The sequence below is a fragment of the Bradyrhizobium sp. LeoB3 genome (genome assembly GCF_055456055.1).
This window is the reverse complement of the sequence record NZ_JBVBEF010000062.1, coordinates 34947-49959: the sequence shown is the minus strand read 5'-3', so window position 1 is coordinate 49959 and position 15013 is coordinate 34947. Positions and strand designations below refer to the sequence as shown.

Annotated in this window: 15 protein-coding genes and 1 riboswitch; of the genes, 7 read left to right on the top strand and 8 right to left on the bottom strand. The window is 63.3% G+C overall.

Annotation, left to right across the window (positions count from 1 at the left end; all coding sequences use genetic code 11):
* Positions 1-207 precede the first annotated feature (207 nt).
* Positions 208-600 (bottom strand): Co2+/Mg2+ efflux protein ApaG, encoded by a 393-nt coding sequence (gene apaG / locus ACZXDY_RS30745; RefSeq protein WP_028163459.1) that lies wholly within the window; start codon positions 598-600, stop codon positions 208-210.
* Positions 601-826: 226 nt separating this feature from the next.
* On the opposite strand from apaG, the gene ACZXDY_RS30740 reads away from it, so the two are divergent.
* From ACZXDY_RS30740 to ACZXDY_RS30730, 3 genes are read left to right on the top strand one after another with little or no spacing between them, the layout of a single operon-like run.
* A complete protein-coding gene (locus ACZXDY_RS30740) occupies positions 827-2077 on the top strand; it encodes an OpgC domain-containing protein (protein WP_464348089.1) in 1251 nt (416 codons plus the stop codon).
* Positions 2074-2832 (top strand): SGNH/GDSL hydrolase family protein, encoded by a 759-nt coding sequence (locus ACZXDY_RS30735; RefSeq protein ID WP_464348088.1) that lies wholly within the window; start codon positions 2074-2076, stop codon positions 2830-2832. Before ACZXDY_RS30740 ends, ACZXDY_RS30735 begins: the two co-directional genes overlap by 4 nt.
* Positions 2833-2847: 15 nt before the next feature.
* The gene (locus ACZXDY_RS30730; protein WP_464348087.1) at positions 2848-3864 is read left to right on the top strand and encodes an SGNH/GDSL hydrolase family protein; all 1017 of its coding nucleotides are present in this window, start codon (positions 2848-2850) and stop codon (positions 3862-3864) included.
* A 65-nt stretch (positions 3865-3929) separates the two neighbouring features.
* On the opposite strand, the gene ACZXDY_RS30725 is transcribed toward ACZXDY_RS30730, so the two are convergent.
* A complete protein-coding gene (locus tag ACZXDY_RS30725) occupies positions 3930-5114 on the bottom strand; it encodes an O-succinylhomoserine sulfhydrylase (RefSeq protein WP_456640685.1) in 1185 nt (394 codons plus the stop codon).
* A gap of 71 nt (positions 5115-5185) precedes the next feature.
* A riboswitch (SAM riboswitch) is annotated at positions 5186-5265 on the bottom strand.
* Positions 5266-5421: 156 nt separating this feature from the next.
* On the opposite strand from ACZXDY_RS30725, the gene ACZXDY_RS30720 reads away from it, so the two are divergent.
* Positions 5422-6480 carry a 2'-deoxycytidine 5'-triphosphate deaminase gene (locus ACZXDY_RS30720; protein ID WP_246756955.1) on the top strand — a complete coding sequence of 353 codons (1059 nt, stop codon included), beginning with the start codon at positions 5422-5424 and terminating at the stop codon, positions 6478-6480.
* 569 nt (positions 6481-7049) lie between these two features.
* Complete coding sequence (locus ACZXDY_RS30715; protein WP_464348086.1) at positions 7050-8462, top strand: DUF5939 domain-containing protein; 1413 nt, start codon at positions 7050-7052, stop codon at positions 8460-8462.
* Positions 8463-8547: 85 nt separating this feature from the next.
* On the opposite strand, the gene ACZXDY_RS30710 is transcribed toward ACZXDY_RS30715, so the two are convergent.
* The 3 genes from ACZXDY_RS30710 to ACZXDY_RS30700 all read right to left on the bottom strand — a co-directional run bounded on the left by ACZXDY_RS30710 (position 8548) and on the right by ACZXDY_RS30700 (position 10300).
* Positions 8548-8871 carry a hypothetical protein gene (locus ACZXDY_RS30710; RefSeq protein WP_464348085.1) on the bottom strand — a complete coding sequence of 108 codons (324 nt, stop codon included), beginning with the start codon at positions 8869-8871 and terminating at the stop codon, positions 8548-8550.
* A 261-nt stretch (positions 8872-9132) separates the two neighbouring features.
* On the bottom strand, positions 9133-9333 hold the full coding sequence (locus tag ACZXDY_RS30705; RefSeq protein ID WP_464348084.1) for a hypothetical protein: 201 nt from the start codon (positions 9331-9333) through the stop codon (positions 9133-9135).
* Positions 9334-9559: 226 nt separating this feature from the next.
* Positions 9560-10300 carry an SDR family NAD(P)-dependent oxidoreductase gene (locus tag ACZXDY_RS30700; protein WP_028163467.1) on the bottom strand — a complete coding sequence of 247 codons (741 nt, stop codon included), beginning with the start codon at positions 10298-10300 and terminating at the stop codon, positions 9560-9562.
* A gap of 101 nt (positions 10301-10401) precedes the next feature.
* On the opposite strand from ACZXDY_RS30700, the gene ACZXDY_RS30695 reads away from it, so the two are divergent.
* Complete coding sequence (locus tag ACZXDY_RS30695) at positions 10402-11013, top strand: TetR/AcrR family transcriptional regulator (protein WP_130229018.1); 612 nt, start codon at positions 10402-10404, stop codon at positions 11011-11013.
* A 40-nt stretch (positions 11014-11053) separates the two neighbouring features.
* On the opposite strand, the gene ACZXDY_RS30690 is transcribed toward ACZXDY_RS30695, so the two are convergent.
* Together ACZXDY_RS30690 and ACZXDY_RS30685 are read right to left on the bottom strand one after the other, a co-directional pair.
* Complete coding sequence (locus ACZXDY_RS30690) at positions 11054-11287, bottom strand: hypothetical protein (RefSeq protein ID WP_464348083.1); 234 nt, start codon at positions 11285-11287, stop codon at positions 11054-11056.
* Positions 11288-11538: 251 nt separating this feature from the next.
* Positions 11539-12876 (bottom strand): PQQ-dependent sugar dehydrogenase, encoded by a 1338-nt coding sequence (locus tag ACZXDY_RS30685; RefSeq protein ID WP_464348082.1) that lies wholly within the window; start codon positions 12874-12876, stop codon positions 11539-11541.
* A gap of 209 nt (positions 12877-13085) precedes the next feature.
* Between ACZXDY_RS30685 and ACZXDY_RS30680 the strand changes: the two genes are divergently transcribed.
* On the top strand, positions 13086-14531 hold the full coding sequence (locus ACZXDY_RS30680) for an MATE family efflux transporter (protein WP_464348081.1): 1446 nt from the start codon (positions 13086-13088) through the stop codon (positions 14529-14531).
* Between the two features lie 10 nt (positions 14532-14541).
* On the opposite strand, the gene ACZXDY_RS30675 is transcribed toward ACZXDY_RS30680, so the two are convergent.
* Positions 14542-14943, bottom strand: a complete 402-nt coding sequence (locus ACZXDY_RS30675) for an SRPBCC family protein (protein ID WP_464348080.1) — start codon at positions 14941-14943, stop codon at positions 14542-14544.
* Between the last annotated feature and the right edge of the window lie 70 nt (positions 14944-15013).

The window sequence follows — 15013 nt, the reverse complement described above, 5'->3', positions numbered from 1 at the left end:
TCAATCCGCGAAGAGAATCACAGCTGCCACGCGCCCGATATAAAAAGATTCACAGTCTCGTAGGGTGGGCAAAGCGAAGCGTGCCCACCATTTCGAGCGGAGTGTTGATGGTGGGCACGGCGCAAGAGCGCCTTTGCCCACCCTACGATTGTCGTTGAAGGGATGGATCACCGGGTCAAGCCCGATGATGACGAGCGCGAGCGCTCGTCAATTCAACACCCTCTTCCCGTCCGGGCTGTCGAGCGAAAATGTCGGCACGTCGATCTCGAACCGTTCGCCGCTTTCGCTCACCATCTGGTAGCGCCCGCTCATGAAGCCGGATTCGGTCGGCAGCGGCACGCCCGAAGTGTATTCGAAGCGCTCGCCCGGCGCGAGCACCGGCTGCTCGCCGACCACGCCCTCGCCGCGCACTTCCTGCTGGCGGCCGGTGGCGTCGGTGATGAGCCAGTATCGGGTGCGCAGTTGCACCGTCTCGGTGCCGGAATTGGTGATGACGATGGTGTAGGACCAGAAATATTGCCGGTTCTCAGTCGACGAACGTTCCGGCAGGAAGTTCGGCTCGACGGTGACTTCGATGTCGCGGGTGACGGCGCGGTACACTTTTCCAGTCTCCTCAACTCGCATCATAGCCAATAAGTCCGTCGGAACCAATCGTCGCACTTGGTGACGAAGTTGGGCGGTTACTGTTTTTCATCCCCGTTTGACCATAGTTCCGCTCTAAAGGCGCGAGCATCCGCGTCAATCCCGTATCTTGTCCGCAAGTGGCGGGCGGATATTATCCTTTTGAGTCGGGGCGGCGCAAAACTTCGCACGGTCATGGTGCCCGATGACGTCGATTGCCGATCCAATTTCCGGAACGCAGCTTGCCGACGCCAAGGACGCGAGCGCAGCGGTCGCCGCCGCGCCCGCGATCACGATGCCCGCAACCTCCGAGCGCGAATTGCGGCTGGATTTGTTCCGCGGGCTCGCGCTGTGGCTGATCTTCATCGACCATTTGCCGACGAACATTCTGACCTGGCTCACGATCCGCAATTACGGCTTCTCCGACGCGACCGAGATTTTCATCTTCATCTCCGGCTACACCGCGGCCTTCGTCTATGGCCGTGCGATGCTTCAGGCCGGCTTCGTGGTGGCGACCGCGCGCATCCTGCGCCGCGTCTGGCAGATTTATGTCGCCCACGTGTTCCTGTTCACGATCTTTCTTGCGGAAATCTCCTACGTCGCCACCCGCTTCGAGAACCCGCTCTACACCGAAGAGATGGGGATCATGGATTTCCTCAAGCAGCCCGATGTCACCATCGTGCAGGCGCTGCTATTGCGCTTCCGTCCCGTCAACATGGACGTGCTGCCGCTCTACATCGTGCTGATGCTGTTCCTGCCCTTGATCCTGTGGCTGATGAAATGGCGGACCGACGTGACGCTGGCGCTCTCGGCCGGCCTCTACGTCCTGACCTGGCATTTCGACCTCTATCTCAGCGCCTATCCGAACGGCGTCTGGGCGTTCAATCCGTTCGCCTGGCAACTATTGTTCGTGTTCGGCGCCTGGTGCGCGCTCGGCGGCGCAAGAAGGATGTCGCGCATCCTGGCCTCCCCGATCACGCTCTGGATCTGCATTGCCTATCTGTTCGCGGCGTTCCTGGTCACGCTGTCCTGGTATCTGCCGCAGCTCGGCCACATCGTGCCGCGCCGCATCGAGCAGTGGATGTATCCGATCAACAAGACCGATCTGGACGTGTTGCGCTTTGCCCATTTCCTGGCGCTGGCGGCCATCACCGTCCGCGTCCTGCCCCGGGATTGGCCGGGCCTGAAATCGCCCTGGCTGCGACCTTTGATCCTCTGCGGCCAGCACTCCCTTGAGATATTCTGCCTTGGTGTGTTCCTGGCATTTGCCGGGCATTTCATCTTGGCCGAGGTGTCCGGCGGCGCCGGAATGCACTTCCTGGTCAGCGTCACCGGGATTGTCATCATGTGCGCCATGGCGTGGGTGATTTCGTGGTACAAACACTCCGCCGACAAAGGTGCCGCGCGATACAAGAGCGCCGGCGGCAATGCCGACCTGGCGGGAGGGGCGGTATGAAGTCCGGCTTATGGACTATGCTAGGCCTGACATTGCTGGCCGGTTATCTGTCGGCGGCCCCGGCACGCGCCGGCGATCCCGAGCAGATCTGCGACGTCCCGGCCAATCTGCTGGCCACCGAGAGCTCGTTGCGCAAGGTCGCCGAGGCGGTGCGAAGCGGCCAGCCGCTGAATGTGCTGGTGGTCGGCAGCCGCTCCTCCACGATTCCCTCTTCCGAGGCCAGCGCGTACCCGGCAAAGTTGCAGGCTGCGCTGAAGGAAAGCCTGCCCAGCACGACCGTTAACCTGTCCGTAGAACTGCAGGGCGCCAAAACCACGGGGGATACAGCCGACACCCTCGTTAAGCTGGTGGAAGCAAAAAGGCCTACTTTGGTGATCTGGCAGACGGGAACCGTCGATGCCATCCGAGCTACCGATCCCGACGACTTTCGCAGCGCTCTGGATGCGGGAATTGGTGCATTGCAACAGGCGGGAACCGACGTGGTCCTGGTCAATCTTCAGTACAGCCCCCGCACCGAAAGCATGATTTCCGGATCACCATACCTAGATAATATGCGGGTGTCGGCGCACGAACATGATGTCCCGCTGTTTGATCGTTTCGCCATCATGCATCACTGGAACGATGCTGGTGATTTCGACCTGTTCAGCTCCGCCCACGGCGTGGAATTGGCCAAGCGGGTGCATGCCTGTCTCGGCCGTGCGCTGTCGAAATTCGTGATCGACGCGGCCCACCTCGGACCGGCGCAGCAGAACTAAAGGGAACCAGCGTTAATGAGGACCTACCGCCCTTTTTGTCGAAGCACATGGCTGGTGGCGGCCGCCGCCGTCACGGCGTCCATGCTCGTGACCTCGCCGCTGCACGCGCAAGTTGCGCAAGGTGACCAGCATGCCGCGCTTACTGACGGCGCGAAATCCCACCCCCCATCCGACAAATCGGAACCATCCACGCCGGCCATTTCGTCCGGTGCTGCGGCCGCCGCCGAGGCTGATGCCCAGAAGGGCATCGCTGGCAAGGCGATCGACAAGGTGAAGGAGGTCGCGAAGTCGGCCAGCGACATCTTCCGCCGCGTGCCCTGCCTGCCGCCGAAGGGCGTCTCGAAAACGATGGGCTCGCTGCCCCACGTCGCGAGCAAGCTTGCCTCGGGCCAGCCGGTCACGATCATCGCCTTCGGCTCGTCCTCGACCCAGGGCTACGGCTCCTCGGCGCCGGAATTCACCTATCCAAACCGGCTCGCGGCGCAACTGCACCGGCAATATCCCGGCGCCGACATCCGCGTCGTCAACCGCGGCCGGGGCGGCGAGGACGCGCCGGAGATGATGCAGCGGCTGCAGACCGAGGTGATCGACGCCCGCCCGGACCTCGTGATCTGGCAAGTCGGCACCAATGCCGTGCTGCGCAATCTCGACCCCGGCGAGACCGAAAAAATGGTCGAGGATGGCGTGACGCGCATCCAGTCGGCTGGCGCCGACGTCGTGCTGGTCGATCCCCAATATTCGCCGCGCGTCACCGAGCGTGCCGCTAGCGCCAACAAGATGATCCGGCTGCTCAACCACATCGCCGAGCTCCGCCATGTCAGCATCTTCCCGCGCTTTGAAGTGATGCGCGACTGGCACGAGAAACAGTCGATCCCGATCGACAGCTTCGTGATCGCCGACGGCCTGCACATGAACGATTGGGGCTATGCCTGTTTCGCCCAGTTGCTCGGCGACGACATCATCAAGTCGGTCGGTCAGATCAAGCTCGGCGTCAACGTGCCGGCCGATGTGCGGACGTATCGGCCGATGTAATACCGCTGTTGCTGCCCACCCCGCTGTCGTCCCGGGTCAAGCCGGGACGACAGTGTGTGCGGAGTTCACACCGTCTCCAGCGCCTGGGCAAAATCCTCGATCAAATCGTCGGCGTGCTCGAGGCCGGCGGAGAAACGAATAAAACCTTCGCTGATGCCGAGTTCGGCGCGCGCGTCCGGCCCCAGGCGCTGATGCGTCGTGGTGGCGGGGTGGGTGACGAGGCTCTTGGCGTCGCCGAGATTGTTGGAGATGCGCGAGATCTTGAGCCCGTTGAGGCAGCGGAACGCGCCGGCCTTGCCGCCCTTCACCTCGAACCCGATCAGGGTCGACCCCGACCGCATCTGCTTCTTCACGGTCGCTGCCTGCGGATGATCGGCGCGGCCCGGATAGATGAGCCGCGTGATCTTCGGATGGCTTGCGAGCGCATCCGCGATCTTCGCGGCCGTCTCGGTCTGCGCCCGGACGCGCACCGCCAAGGTCTCCAGCCCCTTCAGCAGTATCCACGCATTGAACGGCGACATCGACGGCCCGGTCTGGCGCAGGAAGTTATGGATATGCTCGGTGATGAACGCCTCGGAGGAGAGGATGATGCCGCCGAGGCACCGTCCCTGGCCGTCGATATGCTTGGTCGCGGAATAGACCACGACGTCGGCGCCGAGCGACAGCGGGCTCTGCCAGATCGGGGTGGCGAACACATTGTCGACGATCAGCCGTGCGCCGCCCTGATGCGCGATCTCGGCAATCGCGCCGATGTCGAGCACGTCGAGCGTCGGATTGGTCGGGCTCTCGAGGAAGCAGGTCTTGGTGTTCGGCCGGATCGCCTTTTTCCACTGGTCGAGGTCGAGCCCGTCGACCAGCGTCGACTGGATGCCGTAGCGCGGCAAGAGGTCCTCCACGACGTAGCGGCATGAGCCGAACATCGCTTTCGAGGCCACCACGTGATCGCCGGCCTTCAGCGGCGCGAGGATCGCAGTCGTCACCGCCGCCATGCCGGTCGCGGTCGCGCGCGCAGCTTCCGCGCCCTCGAGCTCGATCATGCGGCGCTCGAACATCGAGACGTCGGGGTTGGAGAAACGCGAATACAGGAAGCCGGGATCCTCGCCCTTGAATCGCGCCTCGCATTCCTCGGCCGTGGCGTAGACGAACCCTTGGGTCAGGAATATTGCTTCGGACGTCTCGCCAAATTGTGAGCGTAGCGTTCCGGAATGAACCAGCCGGGTTTCGGGGCGGTAGCGTGTAGCTGCAGACATTAGGACCTCCAACGTGACCATTTTCGTCCTTGGGAAAATGGTCACAAAAAAACCGGCCTGAAGGGCCGGGATCGCTGAGGTCCCCGGCCTGTTTAGCGACTTATTTAACGTGGCTGCAAGCCGGCCGGCTCAAATCACCACGGGATAAGTCATGCTGATATTCGTTCCCGCCCTTTCCGTCAAGGCGGGCATCGGCTAACCGATAAAATCCATTTTTTGGGCCTTTTATGGCTCTAAGCCGTCTTGAGGGACCGCGTCTGTGTCGTTCGTACTGCAAGACGATGCCAATGGGATCCTGCCCGACCGCATGATCGCGGCGATGGCGGACGCGGGCCTGATCCTGCCGGCCTATCCCTTCGTGGAGAGCCAGATCCAGCCCGCGAGCCTCGATCTTCGCCTCGGCGACATCGCCTACCGCGTGCGCGCGAGCTTTCTGCCCGGTCCCGACGCCACCGTTGCCGAGCGCATCGACGAACTCAAGTTGCACGAGATCGATCTCGCCGACGACGCGGTGCTGGAGACCAATTGCGTCTACATCGTGCCGCTGCTCGAGAGCCTCGCACTGCCGCCGGAGATCGTCGCAGCTGCGAACCCGAAGAGTTCGACCGGGCGGCTCGATGTCTTCACCCGCGTGATCGCCGACGGCACGCGCCGTTTCGACATGATCGGGGCCGGCTATCACGGCCCGCTCTATGCCGAGATCAGCCCCAAGACGTTTCCGATCCTGGTGCGCGAAGGCTCGCGGCTGTCCCAGGTGCGCTTCCGCACCGGCGATGCCATCCTCAGCGCCGACGAGCTCGACGCGCTGCATGACGCTGAACGCCTGGTCGATATCGACGATGCCGATCTCACCAATGGCGTCGCGGTTTCGGTTGATCTCTCGGGCGAGAATTCCGGCGGCTTCGTTGGCTATCGCGCCAAGCGCCATACCGGCGTGGTCGATGTCGATCGCCGCGGTGGTTATCCGGTCGATGATTTCTGGGAGCCGATCCGGGCGCGCCCCGACGGCAGCCTGATCCTCGATCCCGGCGAGTTCTATATCCTCGCCTCGAAGGAAGCTGTGCAGGTACCGCCGGACTACGCCGCCGAGATGGTGCCGTTCGATCCTTTGGTCGGTGAATTCCGCGTGCACTATGCCGGCTTCTTCGATCCCGGCTTCGGCTATGCCGGCGCCGGCGGTCAGGGCGCCCGCGCCGTGCTGGAAGTGCGCTCGCGCGAAGTGCCGTTCATCCTCGAGCACGGCCAGATCGTCGGCCGCCTGGTCTATGAGAAGATGCTTGCCCGGCCCGATGCGATGTACGGTCAGCGCATCGGCTCGAACTACCAGGCCCAGGGCCTGAAGCTCTCCAAGCATTTCAGGGTGTGAGCGCGAAATTTCCTGTTGCTCATTTGGTACGGTTAGCCCTGAATCACAGATTACATTCGTTGTGACCACCATAACGACACAAAGACGTCGTGGCCTATCTCAGGGGCCGACGGCTTGATGGGTGGTCGGTGGATTACACTGTAACCTGTTTCGAGGTCATTGCGGCTTGGCTGGCCTTCAATGGGCTTGTTGCCATTGCACTGACCTATTGCGCCCCGGGTGAGCGCCGTTGGCGCCGTCAGCGATCAGAACCTGTCGACCGCGGTCGTAGCCGCCACCATTCGGAAGGGGAAACGACAATCTTGATCGTGTTCGAGGCTACGTAGCGCTCGCTTGATCTCACACGACGCGGGTTGTGGCCTGGACGCATCGACAGTGCCGGAAATGTTCCCCTGCGGTCGAATCTTTTTGACTGATCAGGGGTGAGATCATCCACTAAAGGCATGTTTGATGCCGTAATTTCATGTCTGATTATATTGAGCGTCGGTATTCTTATCGCCCATGCTATCGACGCACTGCGACCCTAGTGGCCGAGTGTCGTCGCCGGACATTTGAGGTATGCTCGGCACATGCAGGATAGCGACACCCTGTTCGACGCCTTGCGCCGCTCGGCCGACCCCGTCGTGGTCGATGCCGTCGGTAATCTCGTCCAGAATGGCCGTGACGAGGAACTCGCTCGGCTCAATGCCGTGGCCTTCGCTGCCGGCAGCGGCCTGGACGAGGAAAAGGTCATCGCGGCCCTTCTGCACGCATCGCGGCTTGGGCTGTTCGAGATGTCCTGGAACATTCTATGTCCGAGTTGCGGCGGCATCCTCGGCGCCAACGCCACGTTGCGGAGCGTGCAGAAGGAGGACTACCACTGCGCTTTCTGCGGGGTGGCGAGCGAGCCGGTGCTGGACGAAACGGTGGAGGTCAGCTTCACGGTCAGCCCACGGATTCGCCGCATCGCCGCCCACTCTCCGGACCAACTCGGCTTCTGGGACTATCACCGGCAGGTCTTTTTTGGGACGGGGGTCGTCTCCCCCAAGCCGGACGCGTTCGCTGAGCTCGCCAGTAAGGCTGTGTTGGAGACGATCGAGCTGCACGCCGGCGAACGGATGATTCTGGCTCTGCAACTTCCGGCGCAGCCCGTGATCGTCTTCGACCCGGTGACCCATAGTGCCCATTTGATCGAGACCTCAGGCGAACCGACGGCGGAACGCCGCGAGCTCTCGATGATCTTCATGAACGCCCCTACCGGCCTCAGCCGCATCACCCTGTCTCCGGGTCCATTGCGTCTTCTGCTGGACAACCGAACGGAGCGCCGGATTCTGGTCGGCGTCTATGTGACGGGCCCGGAGCTGGAGCGGCTGATCGGCGGCCGCCGCCCCTTCCTTACCGCCAAGCGATTGCTGACGAACCAGACATTCCGCGACCTCTATCGGACGGAGAGCCTCGACGTCGAGCAGCGGCTCAAGATCATGAGCCTGACGTTCCTGTTCACGGACCTGAAGGGGTCGACCGACCTGTACGATCGCGTCGGCGATCTCGTCGCCTATGATCTGGTGCGCTCGCATTTCCAGATCCTGAACGAAATCGTGGCGTCTGAATCCGGCGCCGTGGTCAAGACCATCGGTGACGCCGTAATGGCGACCTTCCCGGTGCCGCACCGCGCCGTCTCCGCCGCCCTCAAGATGCGCGATTCGATGCGAGCGCTGAATGTCCGGCGGGGCGCGGAGGAATTGATCCTGAAGATCGGGATTCACGAGGGGCCCTGTCTTGCGGTGAACCTGAACGACCGGCAGGATTACTTCGGCCAGACGGTGAACATCGCATCGCGGGTGCAGGCTTTGGCCACAGGCGACAGCATCTTCGCCACCCAGGCGGTGGTGCAGGATCCGGAATCGGCCCGACTCATTTCGTCGCGCGGGGTGGATGCCCAACCTCAGGTGATGACTCTCCGCGGTGTCGGCGAGCGCATGCCCATCTTCGCGATAAGCTGACCAGAGCACTTTAGCCCGGTTGACCGCCAGCGGCGACATGGTTTTCCGTTGCGGCCGGGGACCGACGTCGGACGGGCTTCACAGATTAGAAGCCTGCCGGCTTGCCTTTCTGGTTCGGCGAAACACAGTTCTGGCAGATATTCAGTTTGCGCCTGAGCTGATCGTCATCAGCCCGCTGGCGCGCTGCTTCTTCCTCCCAGTTCGTGGATTTTGACGCCGAACCTTGCGCCGTTTCGTCCCTCCGCTTGCGGGCCGTCCGTTGCTGCGGAAGAGAAGGGATGGCTTCCGCTGGAGGCTGATAGAAGCCGTCTATATCGGTGGGGCCCAACGAGCCCTGCTGGGCATAGCAGCGCTCGCCGCATTGGCAGGATACTGCGGCCAACAGTAGGCCAGCATAGATGAGCTTCATGGACTCCCCTCCGGCACAATAAGGACCACCGGGCCGTGGCGGCAGCGATGCTCTTATAGCAGCAGTTTCTCAAGTCCCGTCGATGCGCGCGATGGATTATGGCGGCATCGGACCGGGCCCCCGCGACCCGCGCGGCCTTGGGCCCGAGGAGTCGCGCAAAATCTGTCTTGGAAACGACCGTCGAGGAATTTGGCGAACTCCGTCAGCCCTGGCGGACGCCGGGGCTGGCGAAAGCGAAGCCCTGACGAGAGCCCGCCGCGATCACATTGGCGGGCCGCTCCAGTCGAAGCGACAAGTTGAAATTTCGGGATTGGCCAAGCTTTGCACGGCCGACCATTCCTCGTTCAACCGCCTTTCGACAAACCCACGCTCAAGATCCGTAAGATTGGTCGCCAGCAGCCGCCGGTATCGGCTGATGTTGCTGTCATGGGCCCGCAGACGGGCGACTTTCTCGTCGGTCATCGAGCATCCATATGCAAAAGAAATCAATTTTGAGGCTACCAAAATACCGTCGTTGCTTGACGCCTTTATGAAGCTTTCGATCAGCTCGCTCTGAGCGTTCGGCAATTCACAAACTGCACCGCCGGGCTCGAAATACGGTCTCCCGGCGGCGTTTGTCTCAATTGGTGCCCTTGCAAGTACGATCAGGGCCCGTTGCAATCACCCGCTGGCGATGCGGGGTGGCCGCCTACGCGTTGGCGCCGCCGTCGATGGTAAGCTCGGTGCCGTTGATCGAGCGCCCCTCCGGCCCAGCGACGAATGCGACCAGCGCTGCGACGTCCTCTGCCTTGCCGTAGCGGGGGATCGCCATCCGGGCCCGCTGGGCGGCCGCCTGCTCGCCTTCGGCGGGATTCATGTCGGTGTCGGTCGAGCCCGGATGTACGATGTTGACGGTGATGCCGCGGCCGCCGAGATCGCGCGCCAGGCCCTTTGTCCACGCGATCAGCGCGGATTTGCTCATCGAGTAGAGGCTCATGCCGGGACCGGGCACCTGGGTCGCCAGATTGCTGCCGATCGAGATGATGCGGCCGCCTTCGCCCATGTGCGCTGCCGCCGCCTGAGATCCGACCACCACAGCGCGGACGTTGACCGCGAGCGTCGCATCGATGTCTTCGAGGCTGAGTTCGTCGATCGGTCCGCCCCTGAAGATGCCGGCATTGTTGACGAGGATATCGAGACCGCCGAGCGCCTCGGCGGCTTGATCCACGGCCGTCTTGACCGCGGCGGCATCGGCGCTGTTGGCCTTGATCGCAAATCCGCGCCGGCCCAAGCGCTCGATCTCGGCGACCACCGCCTGCGCCTTGTCGGCCGAACGTTCATAGGTGATCGCCACGTTCGCGCCATCGGCGGCGAGCCGCCTTGCGATCGCGGCGCCAATCCCGCGGCTCGCGCCCGTCACCAACGCCCGCTTTCCCTGCAATGCGCTCATGTTCCATCTCCATTTCTGTGTTGATCGATACAGAAATAGGTTGGTTGCGCCGGGCGGTCAAGCTGATTATGTAGTGAAGAACACAGAAATCGGGTGGACGGATGGTCGAACGAGGTCGCCCCAGGGGCTTCGACAAGGATGCGGCGCTCGCGCGCGCCATGGAGGTGTTTTGGGTCAAGGGCTATGAAGGGGCGTCGATGACCGATCTCACCACGGCGATGGGGATTGCTTCGCCAAGCCTCTATGCGGCCTTCGGCTGCAAGGAAGAACTGTTCCGGCAAGCGCTGCAATTGTATAGCGCCACCGAGGGGCCTGAGATCTGGGATGGCATCGCTCGCGCGCCGACTGCTTTTGAGGCGGTGGAAAGCTATCTCATGCAGACGGCGAGGGCGTTCACGCGACGGAACCGGCCGACGGGGTGCCTCGTGGTGCTATCGGCGCTGCATGCGACCGAGCAGTCCGAAACGGTGCGGCGCGAGCTGATGGCGATGCGCACGAAAAACGTCGAGGATCTGCGGCAGCGCCTGCAGGAGGGCGTGGTATCAGGCGAGATATCGGCAAGCGCCGATCTCGCGGCGATCGCCCGATACTACGTCACCGTGCAACAGGGCATGTCGATCCAGGCGCGCGACGGCGCGACGCGGCGAGAGCTTGAACGCGTTGCGCGCGCGGCGCTCGCCGCATGGAAGCCCTTGACCAGCGCGCCTGGCTAATTCGCCGGCAATCGTCCCCGTCGTTCTTTCGGGGTGCGACCTACTTTGCGAGCAGCTCGGTCAGGTCGGTCGAGCTCGAACAGCGCAGCTCATCGATTTGCCGGGCCAGCAGCGACGCGCTCGCCCTCAGCGCTTCCAGCTTCGAGGCCTCGGGATGCTGTTTTTCGAGTTCGGTGATACGGTCATTGAAGCCGGTCAGCTCATTCTGGAGCCGCGCGATCTCTGCCGTGGCGTCGGTGGACACCACCGGCGCAGATAGTCTGGTCGCCCGCATAACCATCTCCCCAAGTATGGTCGATGCTTCGTGAACCGAATTCGTGGCGAGACCGAGAAGCCATTTGGGCGAGGATGCGACGGCCGCGGGCAATGTTTGCGTTCGCGTGCAGCAAAGCCACAGTAGGAACCTTGGCCGGAGCGTTTTCGAGCGAAGTGGACACCGGTTCGTGTGAAGAAAACGCGTCAAAACGGGAATCCAGAGCTTCGGTTCTGATTCAATCAGAACCGAAGCTCTGATCGATCCGATCGCTATTTCGCCGCCGAATGCGTCGCCGGCGTCACGCGCCAGACCGTGTTGCCGACGTCGTCGGCGACGAGGAGCGCGCCGTCCTTGGCAATGCGGACCCCGACGGGACGGCCCTGGGCCTCGCCCTTGTCGTTGAGGAAGCCGGTCAGGATATCCCGCGGCGGCCCTGCGGGCTTGCCATTCGCGAACGGCACGAAGATCACCTTATAGCCGGAGCGTGGCTTGCGATTCCACGAGCCGTGCTGGCCGATGAAGGCGCCGCCGGCCATGTCCTGCGGAAAAAGATTCCCAGTGTTAAATGTGAGTCCGAGCGAGGCGGTATGCGCGCCGAGCGCATAGTCCGGCACGATCGCCTTTGCGACCAGGTCCGGCCGCTGCGGATCGACGCGGCTGTCGACATGCTGGCCGAAATAGCTGTAGGGCCAGCCGTAGAAGCCGCCATCCTTCACCGAGGTCATGTAGTCCGGCACCAGATCGTTACCGAGCTCGTCGCGCTCGTTGACGGTGACCCAGAGCTTGCCGGTCTGCGGATTCCATGATGGGCCGTTCGGGTTGCGCAGACCGGAGGCGAACACACGCCACTCGCCGCTCTGGCGATCGACTTCGAGCACGGCGGCGCGATTGGCCTCGGCCTCCACGCCGTTCTCGCCGACATTGCTGTTGGAGCCGACGGTCGCATAGAGCTTGCTGCCGTCGGGGCTCGCGGTCAGGTCCTTGGTCCAGTGATGATTGATGGTGCCAGCGGGGAGCTCGGTGAGCTTCACGCCGGCCGCGTCTATCTTGGTATCTCCCTCGTGATACGGGAAGCGCATGATCGCATCGGAGTCGGCGACATAGAAATCATTGCCGACCAGCACCATGCCGAAGGGCGAATTCAGGTCTTTCAGGAAAATGCTGCGGGTTTCGGCGACACCGTCCCCGTCGGCGTCGCGCAGCAGCGTGATGCGGTTGGCGCTCGGCACGCCGGCCCCGGCCCATTTCTGCGCCTGCTTGTAGATGAAGCCCTTGACGCCCTTGCCGTCGTCCGGCTTCCGCGGTGCGTTGCTTTCGGCCACCAGCACATCGCCATTCGGCAATATGTAGACCGTGCGCGGATGATCGAGCCCGGTCGCGAACGCGTTGACGGCCATTCCGTTGGCGGCCATCGGTTTGGTGCCGGCGGGCCACGGATTCGGCGTGGCGATATCGACGGTCGGGATCAGCGAATGTTCGGGCGGCGGCAGCGCCGGCGCGGCCCCGTAGCTCTGCGCGACGGTCTTGGTGTCCTCCGGGTCATTGCAGGCGGAAAGCGACAGCGCCAACGCGCCGATCGAAATTGCCACGAGCAGATTCCTGCGCATGGATGGGCTCCCTAAAGATGGTGCAGGGACAATCCGTTGCCCGGTCGAATGTTCTTATCGTTCGGCGTGAATTTCGTGTGGTGGGACGGGAGGCTACCCACCTACAATCGCGCAGGGGGCCCCTGCGCCGGGCGCACGTGGAATTGATCGCGGCCGTGGTAGGGAAGCACCGCGCCGCGGCAACCAGACCGCGTGCTTCGGGAGTGGAAATGCCTGATATCGCGGTTGCCGAAATACCTGTCGACGAGGAAGAGCGCCCGCTGCCGCCGCCGGTGACGGCGCCGGCGCGCAACCGCCTGCTCGACGGGCCGATCCTGCGCACGCTGTTGTGGCTTGCCTGGCCCAACGTGATCGCGCTCTCGGCCGGCACCTGCGTGGTGATCGCGGAGACCTCCTATATCGGCCGGCTCGGCGTCGAATCGCTGGCCGCGATGGCGCTGGTGTTTCCCTGCGTGATCCTGACCATGACCATGTCGGGCGGCGCCATGGGCGGCGGCGTGGCCTCCGCGATCGCGCGGGCACTTGGCGCCGGCGAGACCGAGCGCGCCTCCACGCTTGCGGCGCATGCGCTTCTGATCGGCATCAGCTTCGGGCTGGTCTTCATGCTGGGCATGCTGATCTTCGGGCCGCATCTTCTGGAATTGCTCGGCGGCCGCGGCAACGTGCTGGCGCAGGCGATTGCTTACAGCCAGATCTTCTTCGGCGGCGCCGTGCTGCCGTGGCTGATGAACACCATGGCGGGCGTGCTCCGCGGCACCGGCAACATGAAGCTGCCCTCGACCATGATCCTGTCGTCCGCGGTGTGGCAGATCATCCTGGGCGGCACGCTTGGCCTCGGGCTCGGGCCGATCCCGCAATTCGGCATGCGCGGCGTCGCGGCGGGCTCGCTGATCGCCTATTCGATCAGCATTGCCGTGATGGGCTGGTACCTGTTCTCCGGCCGCGCCCGCGTCGTGCCGAAGCTCAGGGGATTGCGCATCCAGTGGGCGATGTTCATCGACATCCTGAAGGTCGGCGCCATCTCCTGCTTCTCGCCGCTGCAGTCGGTTTTGACCATCAGCATCTTCACCCACATGCTGGCGAATTTCGGCACCGCGATCCTGGCCGGCTACGGCATCGGCGCGCGGCTCGAATTCATGCTGACGTCGCTCGCGTTCGCGACCGGCATCGCCTCAGTGCCGATGATTGGCATGGCGGTCGGCGCCGACCGTATTGCGCGGGCGCGGCGGATCGCCTGGACCGCGGGCACGGTGTCGTTCGTCTCGGTCGGTGCGATCGGCACCTTCCTCGCCATCTTCCCCGACCTCTGGGTCAACCTCTTCACGGGTGATCCCGCCGTGCGCCTGGCCAGCCATCAATATCTGTCGACGGCGGCGCCGATGTACGCTTTCATCGGGTTGGCGATGTCGATGTTTTTCTCCTCGCAAGGCGCGGCGAAGGTGCTGGGCCCGGTGCTGGCGCAGACCGCGCGTCTGCTGTTCATCGCCGCCGGCGGCTGGTGGCTCTCGACGCATGAGGCGACCGCGCAGAACTTCTTCATGCTCGCAGCCGCCTCGATGGTCGTGCTCGGCGTGCTCTCATGCGCAAGCGTGGTGCTGACACGCTGGGGCCCGAAGCGCGCGCCGATTGCGAAGGTAAGTCCCGCGCTGTCCTGACACAGGTTCATCACACCGACTCTCGCCCGAGCTTGTTCTGCATCGCACTGACGCCAAGATCCATCTGGGAGGAGATGTAGGGCGCGATCTCGTTCGGCAGCACATCGGCGATCCATGTCACGCGGCTGCGGGAATCGCCGTCGGCGAACACCTGGATGGATGCGCTGTGCTGCTTCAGCCGCTCGCTGACGACGGCATAGACCAGCCGCCGCCGCGCGTCGTCGCAGTCGACGAACAGTTCACGCGCGACCGTGCCGTTGGAGAAGGTGACGATGCGGGCATCGCCGTCGAGCTTGGTGTCGAGCACGAAGCCCGGCACCAGGCGCGTATGCAGCGCGCCGAAATCGCGTAAGGCATCCCATACCTGGTCGGGATGCGCATCGATGATGAATTCCTTGTGGATGGATGCCATGGGGTAATTCCTTTGTGAAGTCGCGTAGGGTGGGCAAAGCGAAGCGTGCCCACCGTCAAGCTCTCTGCTC

Excerpts from the sequence above, each read along its gene's own strand:
- ACZXDY_RS30680 (WP_464348081.1), top strand. The coding sequence starts at position 13,086 with ATGCCTGATATCGCGGTTGCCGAAATACCTGTCGACGAGGAAGAGCGC.
- ACZXDY_RS30690 (WP_464348083.1), bottom strand. The coding sequence starts at position 11,287 with ATGCGGGCGACCAGACTATCTGCGCCGGTGGTGTCCACCGACGCCACG.
- ACZXDY_RS30720 (WP_246756955.1), top strand. The coding sequence starts at position 5,422 with ATGATCGCGGCGATGGCGGACGCGGGCCTGATCCTGCCGGCCTATCCC.
- ACZXDY_RS30740 (WP_464348089.1), top strand. The coding sequence starts at position 827 with ATGACGTCGATTGCCGATCCAATTTCCGGAACGCAGCTTGCCGACGCC.
- ACZXDY_RS30710 (WP_464348085.1), bottom strand. The coding sequence starts at position 8,871 with ATGAAGCTCATCTATGCTGGCCTACTGTTGGCCGCAGTATCCTGCCAA.
- ACZXDY_RS30715 (WP_464348086.1), top strand. The coding sequence starts at position 7,050 with ATGCAGGATAGCGACACCCTGTTCGACGCCTTGCGCCGCTCGGCCGAC.
- ACZXDY_RS30725 (WP_456640685.1), bottom strand. The coding sequence starts at position 5,114 with ATGTCTGCAGCTACACGCTACCGCCCCGAAACCCGGCTGGTTCATTCC.
- ACZXDY_RS30685 (WP_464348082.1), bottom strand. The coding sequence starts at position 12,876 with ATGCGCAGGAATCTGCTCGTGGCAATTTCGATCGGCGCGTTGGCGCTG.
- ACZXDY_RS30735 (WP_464348088.1), top strand. The coding sequence starts at position 2,074 with ATGAAGTCCGGCTTATGGACTATGCTAGGCCTGACATTGCTGGCCGGT.
- ACZXDY_RS30730 (WP_464348087.1), top strand. The coding sequence starts at position 2,848 with ATGAGGACCTACCGCCCTTTTTGTCGAAGCACATGGCTGGTGGCGGCC.
- ACZXDY_RS30700 (WP_028163467.1), bottom strand. The coding sequence starts at position 10,300 with ATGAGCGCATTGCAGGGAAAGCGGGCGTTGGTGACGGGCGCGAGCCGC.
- ACZXDY_RS30705 (WP_464348084.1), bottom strand. The coding sequence starts at position 9,333 with ATGACCGACGAGAAAGTCGCCCGTCTGCGGGCCCATGACAGCAACATC.
- ACZXDY_RS30695 (WP_130229018.1), top strand. The coding sequence starts at position 10,402 with ATGGTCGAACGAGGTCGCCCCAGGGGCTTCGACAAGGATGCGGCGCTC.
- ACZXDY_RS30675 (WP_464348080.1), bottom strand. The coding sequence starts at position 14,943 with ATGGCATCCATCCACAAGGAATTCATCATCGATGCGCATCCCGACCAG.